This is a genomic window from Micromonospora rifamycinica (genome assembly GCF_900090265.1).
In the GTDB taxonomy this organism is placed as follows: domain Bacteria; phylum Actinomycetota; class Actinomycetes; order Mycobacteriales; family Micromonosporaceae; genus Micromonospora; species Micromonospora rifamycinica.
Genome location: NZ_LT607752.1, coordinates 6,422,868 through 6,440,791, shown reverse-complemented (window position 1 = coordinate 6,440,791; position 17,924 = coordinate 6,422,868). Strand labels below are relative to the sequence as shown.

13 protein-coding genes and 1 tRNA gene are annotated in these 17,924 nt (G+C 72.9%); 5 read left to right on the top strand and 9 right to left on the bottom strand.

Going from position 1 to position 17,924, the window contains the following annotated elements; translation table 11 throughout:
• Positions 1 to 69: 69 nt before the first annotated feature.
• The 3 genes from GA0070623_RS27345 to GA0070623_RS27335 all read right to left on the bottom strand — a co-directional run bounded on the left by GA0070623_RS27345 (position 70) and on the right by GA0070623_RS27335 (position 3,368).
• Positions 70 to 1,239 carry a branched-chain amino acid ABC transporter substrate-binding protein gene (locus GA0070623_RS27345; RefSeq protein WP_067303997.1) on the bottom strand — a complete coding sequence of 390 codons (1,170 nt, stop codon included), beginning with the start codon at positions 1,237 to 1,239 and terminating at the stop codon, positions 70 to 72.
• Positions 1,240 to 1,501: 262 nt separating this feature from the next.
• The gene (locus GA0070623_RS27340; protein ID WP_089004200.1) at positions 1,502 to 2,683 is read right to left on the bottom strand and encodes a hypothetical protein; all 1,182 of its coding nucleotides are present in this window, start codon (positions 2,681 to 2,683) and stop codon (positions 1,502 to 1,504) included.
• A 61-nt stretch (positions 2,684 to 2,744) separates the two neighbouring features.
• Complete coding sequence (locus GA0070623_RS27335; protein WP_067303992.1) at positions 2,745 to 3,368, bottom strand: ANTAR domain-containing response regulator; 624 nt, start codon at positions 3,366 to 3,368, stop codon at positions 2,745 to 2,747.
• 95 nt (positions 3,369 to 3,463) lie between these two features.
• Here GA0070623_RS27335 and GA0070623_RS27330 point away from each other — a divergent pair.
• A tRNA-Leu gene (locus GA0070623_RS27330) sits at positions 3,464 to 3,546 on the top strand.
• 237 nt (positions 3,547 to 3,783) lie between these two features.
• Here GA0070623_RS27330 and GA0070623_RS27325 read toward each other — a convergent pair.
• Positions 3,784 to 4,245 carry a hypothetical protein gene (locus GA0070623_RS27325; RefSeq protein WP_067303989.1) on the bottom strand — a complete coding sequence of 154 codons (462 nt, stop codon included), beginning with the start codon at positions 4,243 to 4,245 and terminating at the stop codon, positions 3,784 to 3,786.
• A gap of 456 nt (positions 4,246 to 4,701) precedes the next feature.
• Between GA0070623_RS27325 and GA0070623_RS27320 the strand changes: the two genes are divergently transcribed.
• Positions 4,702 to 5,712 (top strand): LLM class flavin-dependent oxidoreductase, encoded by a 1,011-nt coding sequence (locus GA0070623_RS27320; RefSeq protein WP_067303986.1) that lies wholly within the window; start codon positions 4,702 to 4,704, stop codon positions 5,710 to 5,712.
• Between the two features lie 238 nt (positions 5,713 to 5,950).
• Here the strand turns inward: GA0070623_RS27320 and GA0070623_RS27315 are convergent, their stop codons facing one another.
• Positions 5,951 to 8,251, bottom strand: coding sequence for a rhamnogalacturonan lyase family protein (locus GA0070623_RS27315; RefSeq protein WP_067303983.1), 2,301 nt, complete (start codon positions 8,249 to 8,251; stop codon positions 5,951 to 5,953).
• Between the two features lie 212 nt (positions 8,252 to 8,463).
• On the opposite strand from GA0070623_RS27315, the gene GA0070623_RS27310 reads away from it, so the two are divergent.
• Positions 8,464 to 9,900 carry a pyridoxal-dependent decarboxylase gene (locus GA0070623_RS27310; protein WP_231932567.1) on the top strand — a complete coding sequence of 479 codons (1,437 nt, stop codon included), beginning with the start codon at positions 8,464 to 8,466 and terminating at the stop codon, positions 9,898 to 9,900.
• Between the two features lie 82 nt (positions 9,901 to 9,982).
• On the opposite strand, the gene GA0070623_RS27305 is transcribed toward GA0070623_RS27310, so the two are convergent.
• Both GA0070623_RS27305 and GA0070623_RS27300 read right to left on the bottom strand, forming a co-directional pair.
• A complete protein-coding gene (locus GA0070623_RS27305; RefSeq protein ID WP_084261126.1) occupies positions 9,983 to 11,077 on the bottom strand; it encodes a sulfite exporter TauE/SafE family protein in 1,095 nt (364 codons plus the stop codon).
• A gap of 355 nt (positions 11,078 to 11,432) precedes the next feature.
• Positions 11,433 to 11,903 carry an RrF2 family transcriptional regulator gene (locus tag GA0070623_RS27300; protein ID WP_067303978.1) on the bottom strand — a complete coding sequence of 157 codons (471 nt, stop codon included), beginning with the start codon at positions 11,901 to 11,903 and terminating at the stop codon, positions 11,433 to 11,435.
• Between the two features lie 217 nt (positions 11,904 to 12,120).
• On the opposite strand from GA0070623_RS27300, the gene GA0070623_RS27295 reads away from it, so the two are divergent.
• Both GA0070623_RS27295 and GA0070623_RS27290 read left to right on the top strand, forming a co-directional pair.
• Positions 12,121 to 13,602 (top strand): serine/threonine protein kinase, encoded by a 1,482-nt coding sequence (locus GA0070623_RS27295; protein ID WP_067303975.1) that lies wholly within the window; start codon positions 12,121 to 12,123, stop codon positions 13,600 to 13,602.
• Between the two features lie 30 nt (positions 13,603 to 13,632).
• The gene (locus GA0070623_RS27290; RefSeq protein WP_067303973.1) at positions 13,633 to 15,399 is read left to right on the top strand and encodes a vWA domain-containing protein; all 1,767 of its coding nucleotides are present in this window, start codon (positions 13,633 to 13,635) and stop codon (positions 15,397 to 15,399) included.
• A 121-nt stretch (positions 15,400 to 15,520) separates the two neighbouring features.
• On the opposite strand, the gene GA0070623_RS27285 is transcribed toward GA0070623_RS27290, so the two are convergent.
• Both GA0070623_RS27285 and pyk read right to left on the bottom strand, forming a co-directional pair.
• Positions 15,521 to 16,405: an acyl-CoA thioesterase gene (locus tag GA0070623_RS27285; protein WP_067303970.1), complete on the bottom strand. Its 885-nt coding sequence runs from the start codon at positions 16,403 to 16,405 to the stop codon at positions 15,521 to 15,523.
• A gap of 66 nt (positions 16,406 to 16,471) precedes the next feature.
• Positions 16,472 to 17,920 (bottom strand): pyruvate kinase, encoded by a 1,449-nt coding sequence (pyk, locus tag GA0070623_RS27280; protein WP_067303967.1) that lies wholly within the window; start codon positions 17,918 to 17,920, stop codon positions 16,472 to 16,474.
• Positions 17,921 to 17,924: the final 4 nt, after the last annotated feature.

The window sequence follows — 17,924 nt, the reverse complement described above, 5'->3', positions numbered from 1 at the left end:
AAACGAGGCGGCCGGGAGGGTCACTCCCGGCCGCGTCGTCTGGTATCCCTGGCGGGACCGGCGAACCGGTCAGGCCTTCGGGATCTCGATGTCCGGAACGACCTGGCCCGCGTTGACCTTGAACGCCCAGACCAGCACCTGGGCAGGGTCCAGCTCACCGGTGGGCTCGAACTTGTAGGTGACACCGGTGGCGCCACCGGCCTTGTTGTAGGACTTCACGAAGGCCAGCAGGTCGGCACGGGACGCCTTGCCGCTCTTGATGCCCTCAAGGAAGATCTTCGTGATGTCGTACGACACGTCGGCGTAGGTGCCCGGCTCGGCGTTCTCGAAGGCCGCCTTGTAGTCGGTCACGAAGGTGCCCTTGGCCGCGGTGGCCGGGGCGCAGGGGCAGGTCAGGACGGTGCCCTCAGCGACCTGCTGACCGGCGACCTTGACGAAGTTGGCGTCGTTGACGCCGTCACCGGCCACCATGGTGCCCTTCCAGCCGGCACCCTTGAGCTGCTTGAGCAGCAGGCCCGCCTCGGTGTAGTAGCCACCGAAGAACAGGACGTTCGCGCCGCTGCCGACGATCTTGGTGACGACCGCGGAGAAGTTGGTCTGCTTGACCTGGACCTTGTCCTCGCCCGCCACGGTGCCGAGGACCTTCTTGACCTCGTCCACCAGGCCCGCGCCGTACGCCGACTGGTCGTCGACGACGTAGACCTTGTCCGACTTCAGCACGTTCTTGATGTACCGGCCGGCGGCCGGACCCTGGGAGGTGTCGTTGCCGACACCCCGGTGGAAGATCTTCCAGCCCTTGGTGCTCAGGCTCGGACGGGTCGCCGACGGGGTGATGATCGGCAGGCCGGCCTCTTCGAAGATCGGGTCGGCCACCTCGGACTCGCCCGAGAACGCCGGGCCGATCATGCCGACGACCTTGGTGTCGCCCACCGCCTGCTGCGCCAGGGCCGGGGCCTTGGCCGGGTCACCCTGCGAGTCGTACTCGGACAGGTTGACCTTGCAGTCCGCGTTGTCCTTGTTGTACTGGTCGATCGCCAGCTTGGTGCCGTTGCGCATGTGAATACCGAGACCCGCGGCGTCGCCGGTCAACGGGCCGAAGAAGCCGATCTTGAGGTCGCAGGCCGCCGAGTTCCCGCTGCTACCTTCGCTGCCACTGTCGGCCTTACACGCGGCCGTGCCACTGATAACGAGCGCGCCGATGGCAACGCCACCGAGCACCCGTGCGAGCTTCTGCCTCACGGCTCGTACCCTCCTCAGTCCCAAAGCCCGAACGCCCGCCGCGAATTGGAAATTGGCCCTTGCGGGGGTGCTCGAACTGACCGCGTACCCGGTCTGGGGCGGGACGTTATCCCACCAGCGGGGCACGCCGTAAGACCTACGAAGCCGGGTTGACCTAACCGTTACGTTGAGTGGCCGATTTCACCGGAGTGCTGTAACAGAACGCCCGGGACGAGGGTGAAACCGGGCATTCGGCACCCCTCGGAGACAGCTGACGGACCGCTCACCCGGGCCGGCCCGGGGCCTGCGCCGTCCACAGGGAGCCGCCCTCCGCGTCGTCCGCCGCCAGGACCAGGCGGTCCGCCGAGCCGGCCAGGGCGACCGACCGGTCCGCCCCGCCCGGCAACGGGCGCGGCACCTCGACGGCCGACCACCCACCTGCGTCCGGGGAGAACCACCCGGTGACGCCGGTGGGTGTCGACACCACCGCCGCCACCCCGCCGCCGGTCGACGCCAGCGCCGCTACCTGCGCCGTCGGGCCACCTGCCGCCGCCGGCAGCGATCCGCCGGGGCGCCACTGCGCCCCCTCGGGGCCGGCGGTCCAGGCCGCCAACGAGTCACCGCGCCGGCCCAGCCCGACCAGCCGGTCCCCCACCGCGACCACCCGCTGCAGATCGCCCGGCGGGGCCGCGTCCGGCAGGACCCGCCGCTGCCAGGCCCGCCCGTCCGGCGACGTCCACACCGCCGGATCCCCACCCGGCCGCCCCGGCGACCGCAGCGAGCCGACCAGCACCCACCCCGAGGCGGTGGCTGCCGCGTCCGCCGCCCAGCTGCGCCCCGCCGCGTCCGACGCCAACGGGGCCACGCCGCTGACCAGCTGGAACTCCGTCGCGTCGGCGGACGACCAGACGGCCGCCCCGGTGCCCCGGTTGCCGGCGATCAGCCACCCCGCCGGACCCCCCGCGATCCGCCCCACGTTCACCGCGTCCGGGCCGCCGAACACCTCGAACTCCGCGGGCACCTCCACCGCCGTGCCGTCGGCGAGCTGTCGCCAGGTGCTGATCCGGGGGTTGCCGTGCACACCGCCGCTCTTCGCGCCCACCGCCGCCAACAGCCCGTTGCGGCAGGCCGCCGCCGTCAGCACGTTCTCGGCGCCGTACGCGCTGCGCGCCGTCAGCCGCAGCGGCGTCCACGTCGCCGTGTCCGGGCTGGACCACGCCGCCGGCCGGGTCGCGCCCGCCGCGTCGGCGACCGCGCCCACCGCGAACCAGCGCCCGCCGCACTGCGCCACGTCCCGCAGCAGCAGCCGGCCGGGGGTGCCCGGCGGGACGGGCAGGGTCACCGCCTGCCAGCCGGGGCGCAGCGGCGCCGCGGGCGCGGCCTGCGGAGCCGACCAGCACCCGGCGAGGAGCACCACGGTCGCGGCGGCCACCGCGGACCCGACCCGTACGCGCTGAGCAGACATGCCCCAGAGCGTATCGATCGGCACGACTGACGGTCACCCGTGCACGCCCCCGACGGGCGGATCAGGAGGCGGGCTGCTCCGCGACGTCACCACCGGCGGTCTCGGCGAGAATCCGCTCGGCGACCTCCTTCATGGTCATCCGGTGGTCCATCGCGGTGCGCTGGATCCACTTGAACGCCTGCGGCTCGGTCATCCCGTACGTCGTCATCAGCGCGCCCTTGGCGCGCTCGACCGTCTTGCGGATCTCCAGCCGGTCGGTGAGCCCGGCCACCTCCGCCTCCAGGGCGGCCAGCTCGGAGTAGCGGGACAGGGCGATCTCGACCGCCGGCACCAGGTCGCTCTTCTGGAACGGCTTGACCAGGTAGGCCATCGCCCCGGCGGCCCGCGCCCGCTCCACCAGGTCACGCTGGCTGAACGCGGTCAGGATGATCACCGGGGCGATCCGGGCGCCGGCGATCCGCTCGGCGGCGGCCAACCCGTCCATGATCGGCATCTTGATGTCGAGGATGACCAGATCGGGCTTGAGCTCCTCGGCCAGCCGGACGGCGGTCTCGCCGTCCCCGGCCTCGCCGACGACCTCGTAACCCTCCTCGACCAGCATCTCGGCCAGGTCCAGTCGGATGAGCGCCTCGTCCTCGGCGATCAACACCCGCCTGCGCTCGGCATCCGTCTGCGTCTCGGCCACCAGCCCTACCCCCACCATAGATCCCACACGGCTACCACCCATGCTCCCGCATGAGCCTAGTCGGGTACAGTGAGCCACGCGCCCCTCGGGGTGACGCCGGGATGGTGGAACGGCATACACGGAAGTCTCAAACACTTCTGCCCGAAAGGGCTTGCGGGTTCGAATCCCGCTCCCGGCACCCTTTTCATACGTACGTCCAGCGTACGCGTGCTTGCACCCAGCGTCGGTCGGTTCGCTGCGCCGCGTCACCGCCGCACCGGCCGGCGAGCCCCTCGGCACCCGACTCCTCCCACTCGAAGGAGCCGGGCACCGGAGACCCGCCGGCCGCGGCGGAACACACGCTGGATCGGACCCGGCCGTCAACCGGCCCCGCCGCCGGGGGTGCCCCGGTGGCAGCGTGGCCCACCCGGTCGCGTCAGCAACTGACGCGCGTCACGCTCACCCGTGCCCCGTCGGCGATCCGGAACCACTTACGCACACTGCCGGCCTGATCGGTTTGCAGACCCTGGGTGTTGTCCCCGAAATACCACCACATCTGGCAGCCGGCCGGAATCGCGAAAGCGTCCACATCGTAATAGTAGGTGGTCCTGCTGGCCGTATTCTGGCCCGGGTTCAGGGTGGCGTCGGCATTCCACGCATACCAGTTGTCCGGCTTGCTCACACAGGACAGCTTGTTGCCGACGTAGAACGCCCCGAGAGACGAACACCAGGTGTTCGCCACCTTGAAGCCGACGCTCGCTCCCCGGCTGACCACGACGCCACCGCAGTACGGTGTGCCGCAGGTGCCGGCCTGGGCCGGAGCCGACGTGACCACCATCGTGCCGGCGACCACCGAGAAGGCGATCGCCAGGGTGGCTAACAGTTTCCGGACTCGCATTTTCTTTCCCCCGCTTCTGGATCACCAGGATCCTATTTCTGAGATCACCCCCCGGGCCGACCGCCCGGCGGGATATCGGATGGTGCAGGTAGATGCTGGCAGCCGGGGCCGGAGGGCGTCAACCCCGCGCCGGAAAAAGTGCGCCGGGATTACGCCGCCAGCCCTCCGCGCATTCACACCAATTACCATGCCGGCCGCTATCGAGAGATCCCCGAGCCGCATAAGTGTTGATCCCGGCGAAAGGCACAAAGGCGGTGGGCCGCGACGGGTGCCGGGGCCGTCGACGTGCCCGCCGAACCCGCCCGGCCGCGCCCACCCCCGGCCCGCGCCTACCCCCGGCCCCGCCCGGCCGGCCCCGCCCGGCCGAGCCCGCGCGGAGCCCCCGACGTGCCCGTCGACCCCGGCGGGCCATCGCCCCGGGGAACACATCCGGGCCGCAACGGGTTGGGAAATGGCGTGATCGACGTACCGTTGTCTGTCCTTGACCTTGCTCCCGTCGCCGCCGGAGCCACCGCCGCAGAGGCGCTCGGGCACACCACCGAGCTGGCCCGCCGCACCGAGGAGCTGGGCTACCGCCGGTTCTGGGTGGCCGAGCACCACAACATGCCGGCGATCGCCAGCTCCGCGCCGGCAGTGCTGCTCGCCCACCTGGCGGCGCACACCACCACGATCCGGCTGGGCTCGGGCGGGGTGATGCTGCCCAACCACGCGCCGCTGGTCGTCGCCGAGCAGTTCGGCACCCTGGAGGCGCTGCACCCCGGCCGGATCGACCTGGGCATCGGCCGCGCGCCGGGCACCGACCAGCGGACCGCGCTGGCCCTGCGCCGCACCATGGAGGGGTTGTCGGCGGAGGGCTTCCCCCGGGAGCTGGCCGACCTGATGAACTACTTCAGCGGCGACGATCCGGGCGCGATCACCGCCACCCCGGGGCTGGGCCAGTCCCCGGCGGTCTGGCTGCTCGGCTCCAGCGGGTTCAGCGCACAGCTCGCCGGCCTGCTCGGCCTGCCGTTCTCCTTCGCGCACCACTTCAGCGCGCAGCACACCCTGCCCGCGCTCCAGCTCTACCGGCAGCACTTCCGGCCCTCCCGCTGGCTGGCCGAGCCGTACGCGATGGTGGCGGTGAACGTGGTCTGCGCCGACACCGACGAGCGGGCCGAGTGGCTGACCGGGCCGAGCGCGCTGTCGTTCCTCAAGCTGCGCAGCGGACGGCCCGAGCCGCTGACCAGCCCGGAGGAGGCCGCCCGGTACCCGTACACCGAGATCGAGCGGGAGTTCGTCCGGCAGCGCCGCGACGGCCAGGCGATGGGTTCGCCCGAGACGGTCCGCCGGCAGCTCACCGAGCTGCTGGCCCGCACCGGTGCGAACGAGCTGATGCTCACCACGATGGTGTACGACGTGGCCGACCGGGTGCGCTCCTTCGAGCTGGTGGCCGAGAAGGTGGCCGGCGGGCTCACCCGGAGCGCCTGAAACACGCTCTTCATAGCGACGTCACCCTACCGTCGCGCAGGACCTCTAACTTTATGACCGGTGGTGGTACGGCACTCCCGGTCGGGACGGGTCGGGGGTGCTGCGGTGTGGTGCACCGGGTCGCCAGCTGAGCGGATTCCGCGGCTGGCGACCCGGTGCCTGCTTTTCCGGCCCCGACGGCAGCCGGCCTGGTCAGGGCCGGTGCAGCCCAGGCCCGGTCAGCGCCGGACCGGAGCGGTCAGCGCAGGTAGATGTTGGGCGTGGGCGGGGTGGACATGCCGTCGCCGATGAAGAACCCCGGGTGCGGCGGCTGGTTGTAGGCGGTGTTCTGCCAGGCGATCGCCGCCCGGTACTGCGGGTCGTGCATCAGCGTGTAGATCCGGGTGCCGGTCTGGGTGGGCGTGCTGTAGATCCGCAGCGCCCGGCTGTCGCTGGTCCGCCAGATCACCTCCTCGCGCCAGTCGCCGAGGATGTCGCCGGAGAGCGCCGGGGTCGACTTGGTGCCGTTGTTGGAGGCCACGTCGCTGCCGGTGAGCAGCCGGGTCTCGCCGCCGGTGCCGTACTTGTCGATCTTGGTGGCGTCGAGGAGTTCCCGCACCGGGTCACCGTCCCACCAGGCGAGGAAGTTCGTCGACGACGGCTTGCGGCCGACGTTCTGGCCCCGGGTGTTGGCCAGCCCGTCGACCGCCGCCGACCACGACTCGGCACCGGGGCTGCCGGCCCAGATGTCGGCCGAGACGCCCCGGCCGTTGTCGCCGTTGGCCGGGCTCTTCCAGATGATCTGGCCGGTCCGCGCGTCGGCGAAGTACGAGCTGGGCTTGCTGGCGTCCTCGTCGACCTTGAAGACCTCCAGGCCGGACCGGCCCGGGTCCAGGTCACCGACGTGCAGGGCGTCGCCGTGACCGTTGCCGGTCGAGTAGAGCAGCCGGCCGTTGTCGTCGATGGTGGCCGCGCCGTAGACGATCTCCTGACGGCCGTCGGTGTCCACGTCGGCGACGGAGAGCTGGTGGTTGCCCTGACCGGCCGCCGCGGAGTTGCCGGAGGCGTTCGAGTCGAACGTCCACCGCTTGGTCAGCGCGCCGTTGCGGAAGTCCCAGGCGGCGACGACCGCCCGGGTGTAGTAGCCGCGCGCCATGATCAGGGACGGCCGCTGCCCGTCCAGGTAGGCGGTGCCGGCGAGGAACCGGTCGACCCGGTTGCCGTACGAGTCGCCCCAGGAGGAGACGGTGCCGCGCGGCGGGTCGTAGTTGACGGTGGAGGCGATCGCGCCGGTCTGCCCGTTGAACATGGTCAGGTACTCCGGGCCGGAGAGCACGTAGCCGCTGGAGTTGCGGTAGTCCGCCGACGACGAGCCGATCAGCTGACCGGTGCCGGAGCGGGTGCCGTCGGCGGTCTTCATCGCCACCTCGGCCCGGCCGTCGCCGTCGTAGTCGTACACCTGGAACTGGGTGTAGTGGGCCCCGGCCCGGATGTTGCGACCCAGGTCGATGCGCCACAACCGGCTGCCGGTCAGGGTGTACGCGTCGACGTAGACGTTGCCGGTGTAGCCGGACTGGCTGTTGTCCTTGGCGTTGGACGGATCCCACTTGAGCACGATCTCGTAGTCGCCGTCGCCGTCGAGGTCACCGACGCTCGCGTCGTTGGCCGAGTAGCTGTACGCCTCCCCGCTCGGGGTGGTGCCCCCGGCCGGCGGCTGGATCGGCACGTCGAGGTAGCCGTTGGTGAACTGGAGCGCGGGCGCGGACGCCGCCTGCTCGGCACCGTTCACCACGGCCCGCACGGTGTACGCCGAGCCGGCCGCCGCCCCGCTGTCGAGGTAGTTGGTGGCACCGGTGAGCGGCGAGGCGTTGACCCTGGTGGAGCCCCGGTAGAGGTTGAACGACACCCCGGAGGTCTCGGTGCCGAGCAGCCGCCAGGAGACCAGGTTCCCGTTGCCGGAACGCACGCTGATCAGCCCCCGGTCGAGATCCTCCATCTGCTTGGCCCCGGCGGGCGGGTCGGTCGGCGGGGGCGTGGTCGGCGGCGGTGTCGTCGGAGGCGGGGTGGTCGGCGGCGGCGTGGTGGGTGGGGGCGTGGTCGGCGGCGGTGTCGTCGGGGGCGCGGTGGTCGGCGCGGTGCCGCCGGTGCAGGTCGTGCCGTTGAGGGCGAAGCTCGCCGGCACCGGGTTGCTGGCGTCGTTCCACGAGGCGTTGAAGCCGAAGTTCGCCGCGCCGTTGGTGCCCAGCGCCGCGTTGTAGCCGGCGTCCCTGGCGCTGACCTGCGCGCCGGACTGGGTGACCGTGGCGTTCCACGCCTGGGTGACCTGCTGACCGGCGGTGTAGGACCAGGTCAGCGTCCACCCGTTGAGCGGGTCGCCGAGATTGGTGACGGTGACGTCGGCGCCGAAGCCGCCGCCCCACTGACTGCTGATCTTGTAGTCGACTCGGCAGCCGGCGGCGGCGGCCGAGGCCGTCACGGCGGTGAGGGTGCCGGCGGTGAGGGTGGTGGCCGCGGCGGCCGCGAGCAGCGCGGCTCGCCGACGGGTGGGACTCAGGTGCACGGGAACGCCTTTCACAGAGGTCAGCGCAGGGCGGTGACGCCGGCCTGCCCGAGCCGGCGGAGGACTGCGCCCGCATTGACGGTGGTGACGGGACACCTTACATCGACGTCCATAGCTTGACTCCGCGCAGCTGGATCGTAGGACAACGCTTTCCGACAGCACAAGGCGGAGCCGCTCTTGCCCACCGGCGGCCCACCTGATCGACTCGGCCCATGGCAGAGCACATGGACCCCGAGGAGTTCCGCCGCGCCGGTCACGCCGTGGTCGACTGGATCGCCGACTACTGGCGGACGCTGGACCAGCGCCCGGTGACCACCCAGGACCCGCCCGGCACGGTCACCGCCGCCCTGCCGACCACCCCACCCACGCACGGCGAGCCGGTCGCGGCGATGCTGGCCGACCTGGACGGGATCGTCGTACCCCGGCTCACCCACTGGCAGCACCCCGGCTTCTTCGGCTACTTCCCGGCCAACACCAGCGGCCCCAGCGTGCTGGCCGACCTGGTCAGCTCGGGCCTCGGCACCCAGGGCATGCTCTGGGCCACCAGCCCCGCCGCCACCGAACTCGAGACGGTGGTGCTGGACTGGCTGGCCGACCTGATGGACCTGCCGGCGACGTTCCGCTCCACCGGCCCCGGCGGCGGGGTCATCCAGGACTCGGCCTCCTCGGCGACCCTGGTCGCCACCCTGGCCGCCCTGCACCGGGCCAGCGGGGGCCGCTGGCGGGAGGTGGGCGTCGACCGCCGGTACCGGGCGTACACCTCGGCGCACGGGCACTCCTCGATCGAGAAGGCGGCCCGCATCGCCGGCCTCGGCGGGCAGGGCGTCCGGACGGTCGAGGTGGATCCGCAGACCCAGGCGATGCGGCCGGCGGCGCTGCGCGCGGCGATCGTCGCGGACCTGGCCGCCGGCGAGGTGCCGGCGATCGTGGTGGCGACGATCGGCACCACCTCCACCACCGCCGTCGACCCGCTGCCGGAGATCGGCGCGATCTGCGCCGAGTACGGCGTCTGGCTGCACGTCGACGCCGCGTACGCCGGGGCGGCGGCGATCTGCCCCGAGCTGCGCTGGTCACACGCCGGCGTCGAGCACGCCGACTCGTACTGCTTCGACCCGCACAAGTGGCTGCTCACCGGCTTCGACTGCGACGCCTTCTGGGTGGCCGACCGGGGCGAGCTGATCGAGGCGCTGACCGTCATGCCGGAGTTCCTGCGCAACGCCGCCAGCGAATCGGGTGCGGTGATCGACTACCGGGACTGGCAGGTCCCGCTGGGCCGCCGGTTCCGGGCGCTCAAGCTCTGGTTCGTCCTGCGCTGGTACGGCGTCGAGGGGCTGCGGGCGCACCTGCGTTCCGGGATCGCCCTGGCCGACGGGTTCGCCACCCGGGTACGCGCCGACGACCGGTTCGCGCTGGCCGCCCCGCACCCGTTCTCGCTGGTCACGTTCCGGTTGCGGGCCGGCGACGAGGCGAGCGCGGCGCTGCTGGCCCGGGTCAACGACAGCGGGCAGGTGCACCTGACCCACACCAGGGTCAACGGCCGGTACACCCTGCGGCTGGCCGTCGGTTCACCGCTGACCCGGCCGGAGCACGTGGACCGGGCCTGGGACCTGCTGTCGGCCGCCGCCACCGACATCCTGGCCGGGGACTGAGCCAGCGGCGAAGCCGGGCGCCGAGCTACGGGCTGCGCTGCGGCGGAGCCGGGGGCCGAGCTGCCGGCGTACCCGGTCGGGGTCAGCGCTCGACCCTGGCCAGCAGGTCGGGGGGCGTGCCCGGGGCGGACCCGACCGGAACCGGTGCCGTCTCGGCGGCGCGGCCGTCGACCCCGGCAGGGCCGTCGACCCCGGCAGGGCCGTCGGCGGCACCGTGGGTGTCCTGGCCACCGCGCCCACCGGCATCGGCGGTGGCCGGCGCGTCCGCGGCGGCCCCCACCCCGGCGCCGGCGACGTGGGCGTCGACGATGGCACGGGCATGGCGGGTCCGGCGCAGCGCGCGGACGGCCAGCACCAGGGCGACCAGCCAGCCCGCGGCGAGCAGCACGTAGACCACCGGGCGGGTGGTCGACCCGGCGTCACCGGCGTTGAGCAGGATCCGGGCGTTGGTCAGCACGATCACCCCGCCGATGGTGGCGCCGAGCAGCTGGGCGGGGACGATCCGGACCAGCCAGGCGGCCACCGGCGCGGCGATCAGGCCGCCGATCAGCAGCGCCGCGACGGTGGGCAGCAGGAAGCCCTCGCTGCCCAGGCCGATCAGGAAACCGATGCTGGCCGCCCCGGCGACCACGAACTCGGCGGTGTCCACCGACCCGATCACCTTGCGCGGCTCCATCCGGCCGGAGACCAGCAGCGCGGGGGTGGCCACCGGACCCCATCCACCGCCACCGGTGGCGTCGACGAACCCGGCGACCAGCCCGAGCGGGCCGAGGAACCGGCCGCGCAGCCGCCCGGCACCGGGACGCTGGCGCAGCGGCCGGGAGAAGCGCACCAGCAGGTACGCCCCGAGGGTGAACAGGATGCCGGCCATCCACGGGGCGGCGTTCTCGGTGGAGATGGAGCTGAGGAAGGTGGCCCCGACGAACGCGCCGACCGCGCCGGGCAGGGCGATCCGGGTGACCACCCGCCAGTCGACGTTGCCGAACCGCCAGTGCGCGACACCGGCGGCGAGGGTGGTGCCGATCTCGGCGAGGTGCACCGACGCCGAGGCGGCGGCCGGGGCGACGCCGACGAAGAGCAGCAGGGTCGACGAGGTCAGCCCGTACGCCATGCCGAGGGCACCATCGACGAGTTGCGCGGCCAGGCCCACCAGGGCGAGCACCAGAAGCTTGCGCACGTACCCCTCCGAACTTCTCGGCATCTCCTATCAACTTGGTCGACAATGCGGCATGACGGCCCGTGGGTCAACCCCCTGATCGGTGGGTGGGACGCGCCGACGGCCGCGCCGGCCCGGCCGGCCGGTCACCCCGCCGGACGGGCGGCCCGACACCTGCGACGACTACCGCCGGACCGCTCCACCGTCCTCCCGGCGCGCGGGACGATTCCGGACGCTCAGCTCCCAGCGCGCGGGACGCCACCCGCCGCCCACCACTGCGCACGGGACGCTTCCCGACCGTCAGCTCCCGACCGTCGGCTCCAGGCCGCGGGGTGACTCCCGGCGCTCAGCTCCAGGCGGAGGGTGACTCCCGGCGCTAGCTCCAGGCGCGCGGGTCGGCGGCCAGCTCGTTGATCCGCCCCGGCAGCACCCCGGCCGCCACGTCGGCGACGCTGACCTGCTCCAGGATCTCCCGCTCGCTGGCCCGCAGGGCGATCCAGACATCCTGCAACGCCCGTGCCGCGCCGTGGTAGCCGAGCTGCTCGGGGCGCTGCCCGCGGACGTGCGCCAGCGGACCGTCGATCACCCGGATCACCTCGGCCAGGGAGATCTCCGCCGCCGGCCTGGCCAGCCAGTAGCCACCCTCCGGGCCGCGCTGCGCGTGCACGACGCCACCCCGGCGCAGCTGGAGCAGGATGCTCTCCAGGAACTTCGGCGGAATGTCCTGGGAGCGGGCGATCTGCTCGGCGGTGACGGGCCGCGACCGGCCGTCCTCCGCGCCGTCGGCCACCGAGGCCAGCTCGGCGGCCGCACGGAGGGCATAGTCGACCCGAGCGGAGAGACGCATGGCCGCAAGGTTAGTCGCCGAACCGGCCGGCCGGGTCGCCACCCTCCACCGAACGGCCGAGCGGCGTCGCGGACGACCGCCGCGCGCCCTCCCCGCCGACGGCCGGCGGTGCCAACGGTGGCACGGACGTGGCACCATACCCCTGTCGTCCGGCAGGGTCGCCGATCCACGACGCACCAGCGCAATGGAGCACCGGCCGATAGGGGCAGCGACAGCGATGCCGGACGTGACACCGCTGACCACGCGGGATCCGCGCCAGGCCGGCCCGTACGAGTTGGTCGGCCGGCTCGGCGCGGGCGGGCAGGGTGTGGTCTACCTGGGCCGGGACGACCACGGCCGGTGGGTCGCGGTCAAGGTCATCAACGTGGACCTGCGCCAGCACCCGAAGGCGAAGTCCCAGTTCGCCAAGGAGATCGCCGCCGCCCGCCGGGTCGCGCCGTTCTGCACCGCGCAGATCCTCTTCGCCGACGTGGACGGCGATCTGCCGTACGTGGTCAGCGAGTTCATCGAGGGCGTCACCCTGCAACGGCACGTCCGCGAGCAGGGTCCGATCAGCGGCAACGCGCTGCACCGGCTGGCCGTGGGCACCGCCACCGCGCTGGCCGCGATCCACCAGTCCGACGTGGTGCACTGCGACCTGAAGCCGGACAACGTGATCCTCGGGGCGGACGGTCCGCGCGTGATCGACTTCGGTATCGCCCGCGCGCTCGACGTCACCGAGACGATGACCGACCGCATCATGGGCACCGCCCCCTACATGGCCCCGGAACGGTTCCGGGACGACGAGGTCGGCCCGGCCAGCGACGTCTTCGCCTGGGCGGGGACGATCGCCTTCGCCGCGGGCGGACAGCCCCCCTTCCGCACCGGTCCGGTCGCGGCGGTGATGCACCGGGTCCTGCACGACCCGCCGGAGCTGATCGGGCTCTCCGGCCCGCTGGCCGTCCTGATCGGACAGTGCCTGGAAAAGGACCACCGGGCCCGGCCGACCGCCCAGGAGGTGCTGCTCCGCCTGCTCGGCCGGGACACCCACCCGGGCACCGCCGTGCCGTTGCAGTCGGTGCTCCGGGCCGGCACCGACGCGGCCGCCACCCAGCAGCTGCCCCGTACCCTGTCCACCGTCGCGCCGGTGTCCCCGCCGGTCACCCCGGCCGCACCGGACGGCCCGGTCCCGATGGCGGTCGACCCGTGGCCGACCATGTCGACCGTCCTCCCGGCACCATCCGCCCCGACCGGCCCGGCGACGACCCCACCGGCGACCGCCTGGCCCACCCCTACCCCACCGGCGCAGGCCTGGTCCGCCTCGACCCCACCGGCGACGCACCGGACCGGCCCGGCCGAGCCGGCGACACCGCCCGGCGGGCGGGCGGCCGTCCCCGGCCCGGACCGACCGACCACGGACCGACCGACCACGGCCGCCACCCCGCCGGCCGGGCGGGACGGCTTCGGGCGGCGGCTGCGCCAGCAGTGGACCGACCCGTGGGGGGTGTCGACCGCCATCTTCCTCGGCTCGCTGGGCAGCGCCGCCGGGTACGTCGCCACGACGGCCGTGGGCACCGCCGCCGCCGTCGGCTCCGTCACCCTCGTCGTGGTCTACGGTGTCCGTCTGCTGGTCGCCGCCGCGCTCACCCCGTCCGCCGCAGAGCCCGGGCGGTCGGAGCCCACCGGAGCGGGCGGGCCGGCACCCCGTACCGACGCCTGACCCACGCCGCACCAACCCCTGGAGGAGCCGATGGCCACCGGTGAGCGTCCCGCCCGGTCATGGCTGCCGTACACGGCCGCTGTCGTCGCGGGGTTCGCGGTGATCGCCGCGGCCTACCTGTACGTCCGGCCCGACCCCGGCACCGACCGGGCCGACTGCGTACCGCTGGAGGTCAGCTCCTCCACCGAGAAGAGCGCGCTGGTCGCCCAGCTCGCCGACCGCTACAACGCCGCCGGCCGGCGCTTCGGCGGGCGGTGCGCGCAGGTGACCGTGCACGGTCTCAACTCGGGCGAGGCGATGGAGGCACTGGCCGGCGGGTGGTCGCTCACCCAGCCGCAGGTCGCCGAGCCACAGGTGTGGCTGCCCACCTCGTCGCTGTGGACCGGGCAGCTACGCCTGCTGGACTCGGCGGCGGGCCGCCCGGCGCAGACCCCCGGACAGCACCCGTCGATCGCCAACAGTCCCCTGGTCATCGCCATGCCCAGGGACAAGGGCGAGCTGGTGCAGCAGCGCGGCCCGCTCGGCTGGGCCGACATCCTCGGCCTGTCCGGCGACACCGGCTGGGCGGCGTTCGGCAAACCCGAGTGGGGCCGGTTCACCTTCGGCAAGGACAATCCGCACCTGTCCACCTCGGGCCTGGCCGCCACCATCGCCACCTACTACGCGGCGGTCAACCGGGCCAGCGACCTGACCAGCGAGGATCTCGCCCAGCCCGCGGTGACCCAGTTCGTCCGGCGGATCGAGGCGAACGTCTCGCACTACAGCGACGACTCGGTGGACCTGCTGCGCAGCCTGGCCGAGGCCGACGCCACCGCCACCGGAGACGCCCCGGCGACCGACATGAGCGCGATCGTCCTTCAGGAGGAGCTGGTCTACCTCTACAACCAGGGGCAGCTCAGCCCGACCGGCAGCAAGCCCCGGGTACCGCTGGTGGCGGTGCACCCGAAGGAGGGCACCTTCAACCTGGACCACCCGTACGTGGTGCTCCCCTCGGCCGACCCGGCGCAGCGGGAGGCCGCCGAGGACTTCCTCGGCTTCCTCCGCGAGGGGCCACAGCAGCGCAGCTTCGCCGCCCTGGGGTTCCGGGACGACGAGCGCCGGCCCGCCGAGTCGCTGCTGGCCACGGTGGCCGGGCCGGGCGGCGACCGGCTCACCTACTTCGACCCGCCCACCCCGGAGGTGGTAGGCGCGATCCTCGGCGGGTGGGACACCCTGCGCAAGAAGGCGAACATCCTGCTCGCCGTGGACACCTCCGGCTCGATGAAGGCCAGCGTCGGGGACCAGACCCGGTTCCAGGCGGCGACCGACGCGGCGAGCAAGGCGATCGGGCTGCTGAACTCCGCCGACCAGGTGGCGCTCTGGTCGTTCTCCAGCGAGACCCCGCAACGGACGAAGCGGCCCTACAGCGAGGAGGTCCGGCTCGCGCCGCTGGACCGGGACGGGTTCAACCGCAAGCTGACCGGCCTGCGCATCGGCGGGAACACCGCGTTGTACGCGACGGTCCGCGCGGCGCACCGCAGCATGCTCGACAGCTACGACCCGAAGCGGATCAACGCGGTGGTGGTGCTCACCGACGGCAAGAACGAGTACCAGAAGGACAGCGACCTGGACCGGCTGCTCCGGGACATCGCGCTGGACCCGAAGAAGCCGGTCAAGGTCTTCTGCGTGGCCTTCGACCAGGACTCGGACCTGGCCGCCCTGGACCGGATCGCCAAGGCGTCGGCCGGCAAGGCGTTCGACGCGAAGGACCCGGCCACCATCGACGACGCCCTGGTCAAGGTGGTCAGCAGCTTCTGACCACGCCCCGGCCACCGGACGGGCCGGGGCAGACCGACGGCCGGGAGGTCGGCGGGGTCGGGGGGTCGGGGGCGACCGTCAGCCGCGGCCGGCGGGGCCGCGCCGGCCGGGAGGCGGTCGGTCAGTCGCCGACGCGCCGGAGCAGGCCCTCCTGGACGGCGCTGGCGATGTGCCGGCCGTCGGCGGTGAACATCCGGCCGGTGGCCAGGCCCCGCGCGCCGGACGCCGACGGGCTCCAGCAGTCGTAGAGGAACCACTCGTCGGCGCGGAACGACCGGTGGAACCACAGCGCGTGGTCCAGGCTCGCCCCGTCCAGGCCGCCCGGCCCCCAGACCTCGCCGTGCACCGACAGGACCGAGTCCAGCAGGGTCAGGTCGGAGGCGTAGGTGAGGGCGCAGGCGTGCAGCAGCGGATCGTCGGGCAGCTTGCCGTCGATACGCATCCAGACCCGCTGGTGGGGGTCGGCCGGACGGTCCCCCGGACGCACCCAACCCGGTTCGCCGACGTAACGGACGTCGATCGGGCGGGGGATCTGCCCCCAGATGCCGAGCCGTTCCGGGTAGCGGGCCAGCCGGTCGGACATGGTCGGCACGTCGTCCGGGCCGGGCACGTCCGGCGGGGTGGGGGCCTGGTGTTCCAGGGCCTGTTCCTGCCGCTGGAACGAGGCCGACATGAAGAAGATCGGCTTGTCGTGCTGCACCGCCACCGACCGGCGCACCGAGAAGGAGCGCCCGTCCCGGACGTTCTCCACCTGGTAGTCGATGGGCTCGGCCGGATCGCCGGGGCGGACGAAGTAGCCGTGCAACGAGTGCACGAACCGCTCCGGGTCGACGGTGCGCCCGGCGGCGACCAGTGCCTGGCCGGCGACCTGCCCTCCGAACACCCGCTGCGGACCGACCCGGGGGCTCATCCCCCGGAAGGTCATCTCGCCGGTGTGATCGAGGTCGAGGACCTCGAGGAGCTGGTCGACCGCGGCCTGGCCGGTCACCGCCGGACGCCCGTTCACCGCGCTGTCCCGGTCCGCCGCACCATCGTGCTCACCGGCCGGGCGCTGTCAGCCGTGCCGGGGTGCTCACTGGAGTGCCCGGGCGGAGGCGGCGTCGACCAGGGAGCCGAGCTGGTGCACGCGCAGCGTGTTGGTGGAGCCCGGGGTGCCGGGCGGGCTGCCCGCGACGATCACCACGTAGTCGCCGGGGGTCGCCTGGTTGAGGCCGAGCAGCGCCTGGTCGACCTGCCGGAACATGTCGTCGGTGTGCTGCACGAACGGCATCAGGAAGGTCTCCACGCCCCAGCAGAGCGCGAGCTGGCTGCGCACCTCGGGGACCGGCGTGAAGGCCAGCAGCGGCAGGTCGCAGTGCAGCCGGCTGAGCCGCTTGACGGTGTCGCCGGTCTGCGAGAAGGCCACCAGCGCCTTCGCCCCGATGGCGCGGGCGATCGAGGAGGCGGCCACGGTGAGCGCGCCGCCGTGGGTACGCGGGTCGTGCTGGAGCCGGGGCACCCCGATCGAGCCGGCCTCGGTGGTCGTGATGATCTTGGCCATGGTGCTGACGGTGAGCACCGGGTACTTGCCGACGCTGGTCTCGCCGGAGAGCATCACCGCGTCCGCGCCGTCGAGCACCGCGTTGGCCACGTCGGAGGCCTCGGCCCGGGTCGGCCGGGAATTCTCGATCATGGAGTCGAGCATCTGGGTGGCCACGATGACCGGCTTGGCGTTCTCCCGGCAGAGCTGCACGGCCCGCTTCTGCACCAGGGGCACCTGGTCGAGCGGCATCTCGACGCCGAGGTCGCCCCGGGCCACCATGACGCCGTCGAAGGCGAGCACGATCGCCTCCAGGTGGTCGACCGCCTCGGGCTTCTCGACCTTGGCCAGCACCGGACGGCGCACGCCCTCCTCGTCCATGATGCTGTGGACGAGCTTGATGTCCTCGGCGGTGCGGACGAAGGAGAGCGCGATCAGGTCGACACCCAGGCCGAGCGCGAAGCGCAGGTCCTCGGCGTCCTTGTCCGACATCGCCGGGACGCTGACCGCCACGTTCGGCAGCGAGACGCCCTTGTTGTTGGAGACCGGGCCGCCCTCGGTGACCAGGCACCGGATGTCGTTGCCGGTGACGTCGCTGACCTCGACGGCGACCCGGCCGTCGTCGATCAGCAGCCGGTCGCCCGGCTTCACCTCCTGGGGCAGCTTGCGGTAGGTGCAGGAAACCCGGTCCCGGGTGCCGAGGATGTCGTCACTGGTGATCACCACCGAGTCGCCGGTACGCCACTCGTGCGGCCCGTCGGCGAACTTGCCGAGCCGGATCTTGGGGCCCTGGAGGTCGGCCAGGATGGCGACCGGCACGCCGACCGCCTCGGCTGCTTCGCGGACCATCCGGTACACCGACTCGTGGTCGGCGTGACTACCGTGGCTGAAGTTCAGCCTGGCCACGTTCATGCCCGCCTCGATCAGCCCCCGGAGCCGCTCCGGGGACGAGGTGGCAGGGCCAAGAGTGCAGACGATCTTCGCGCGGCGTGTCACGCCCATCAGG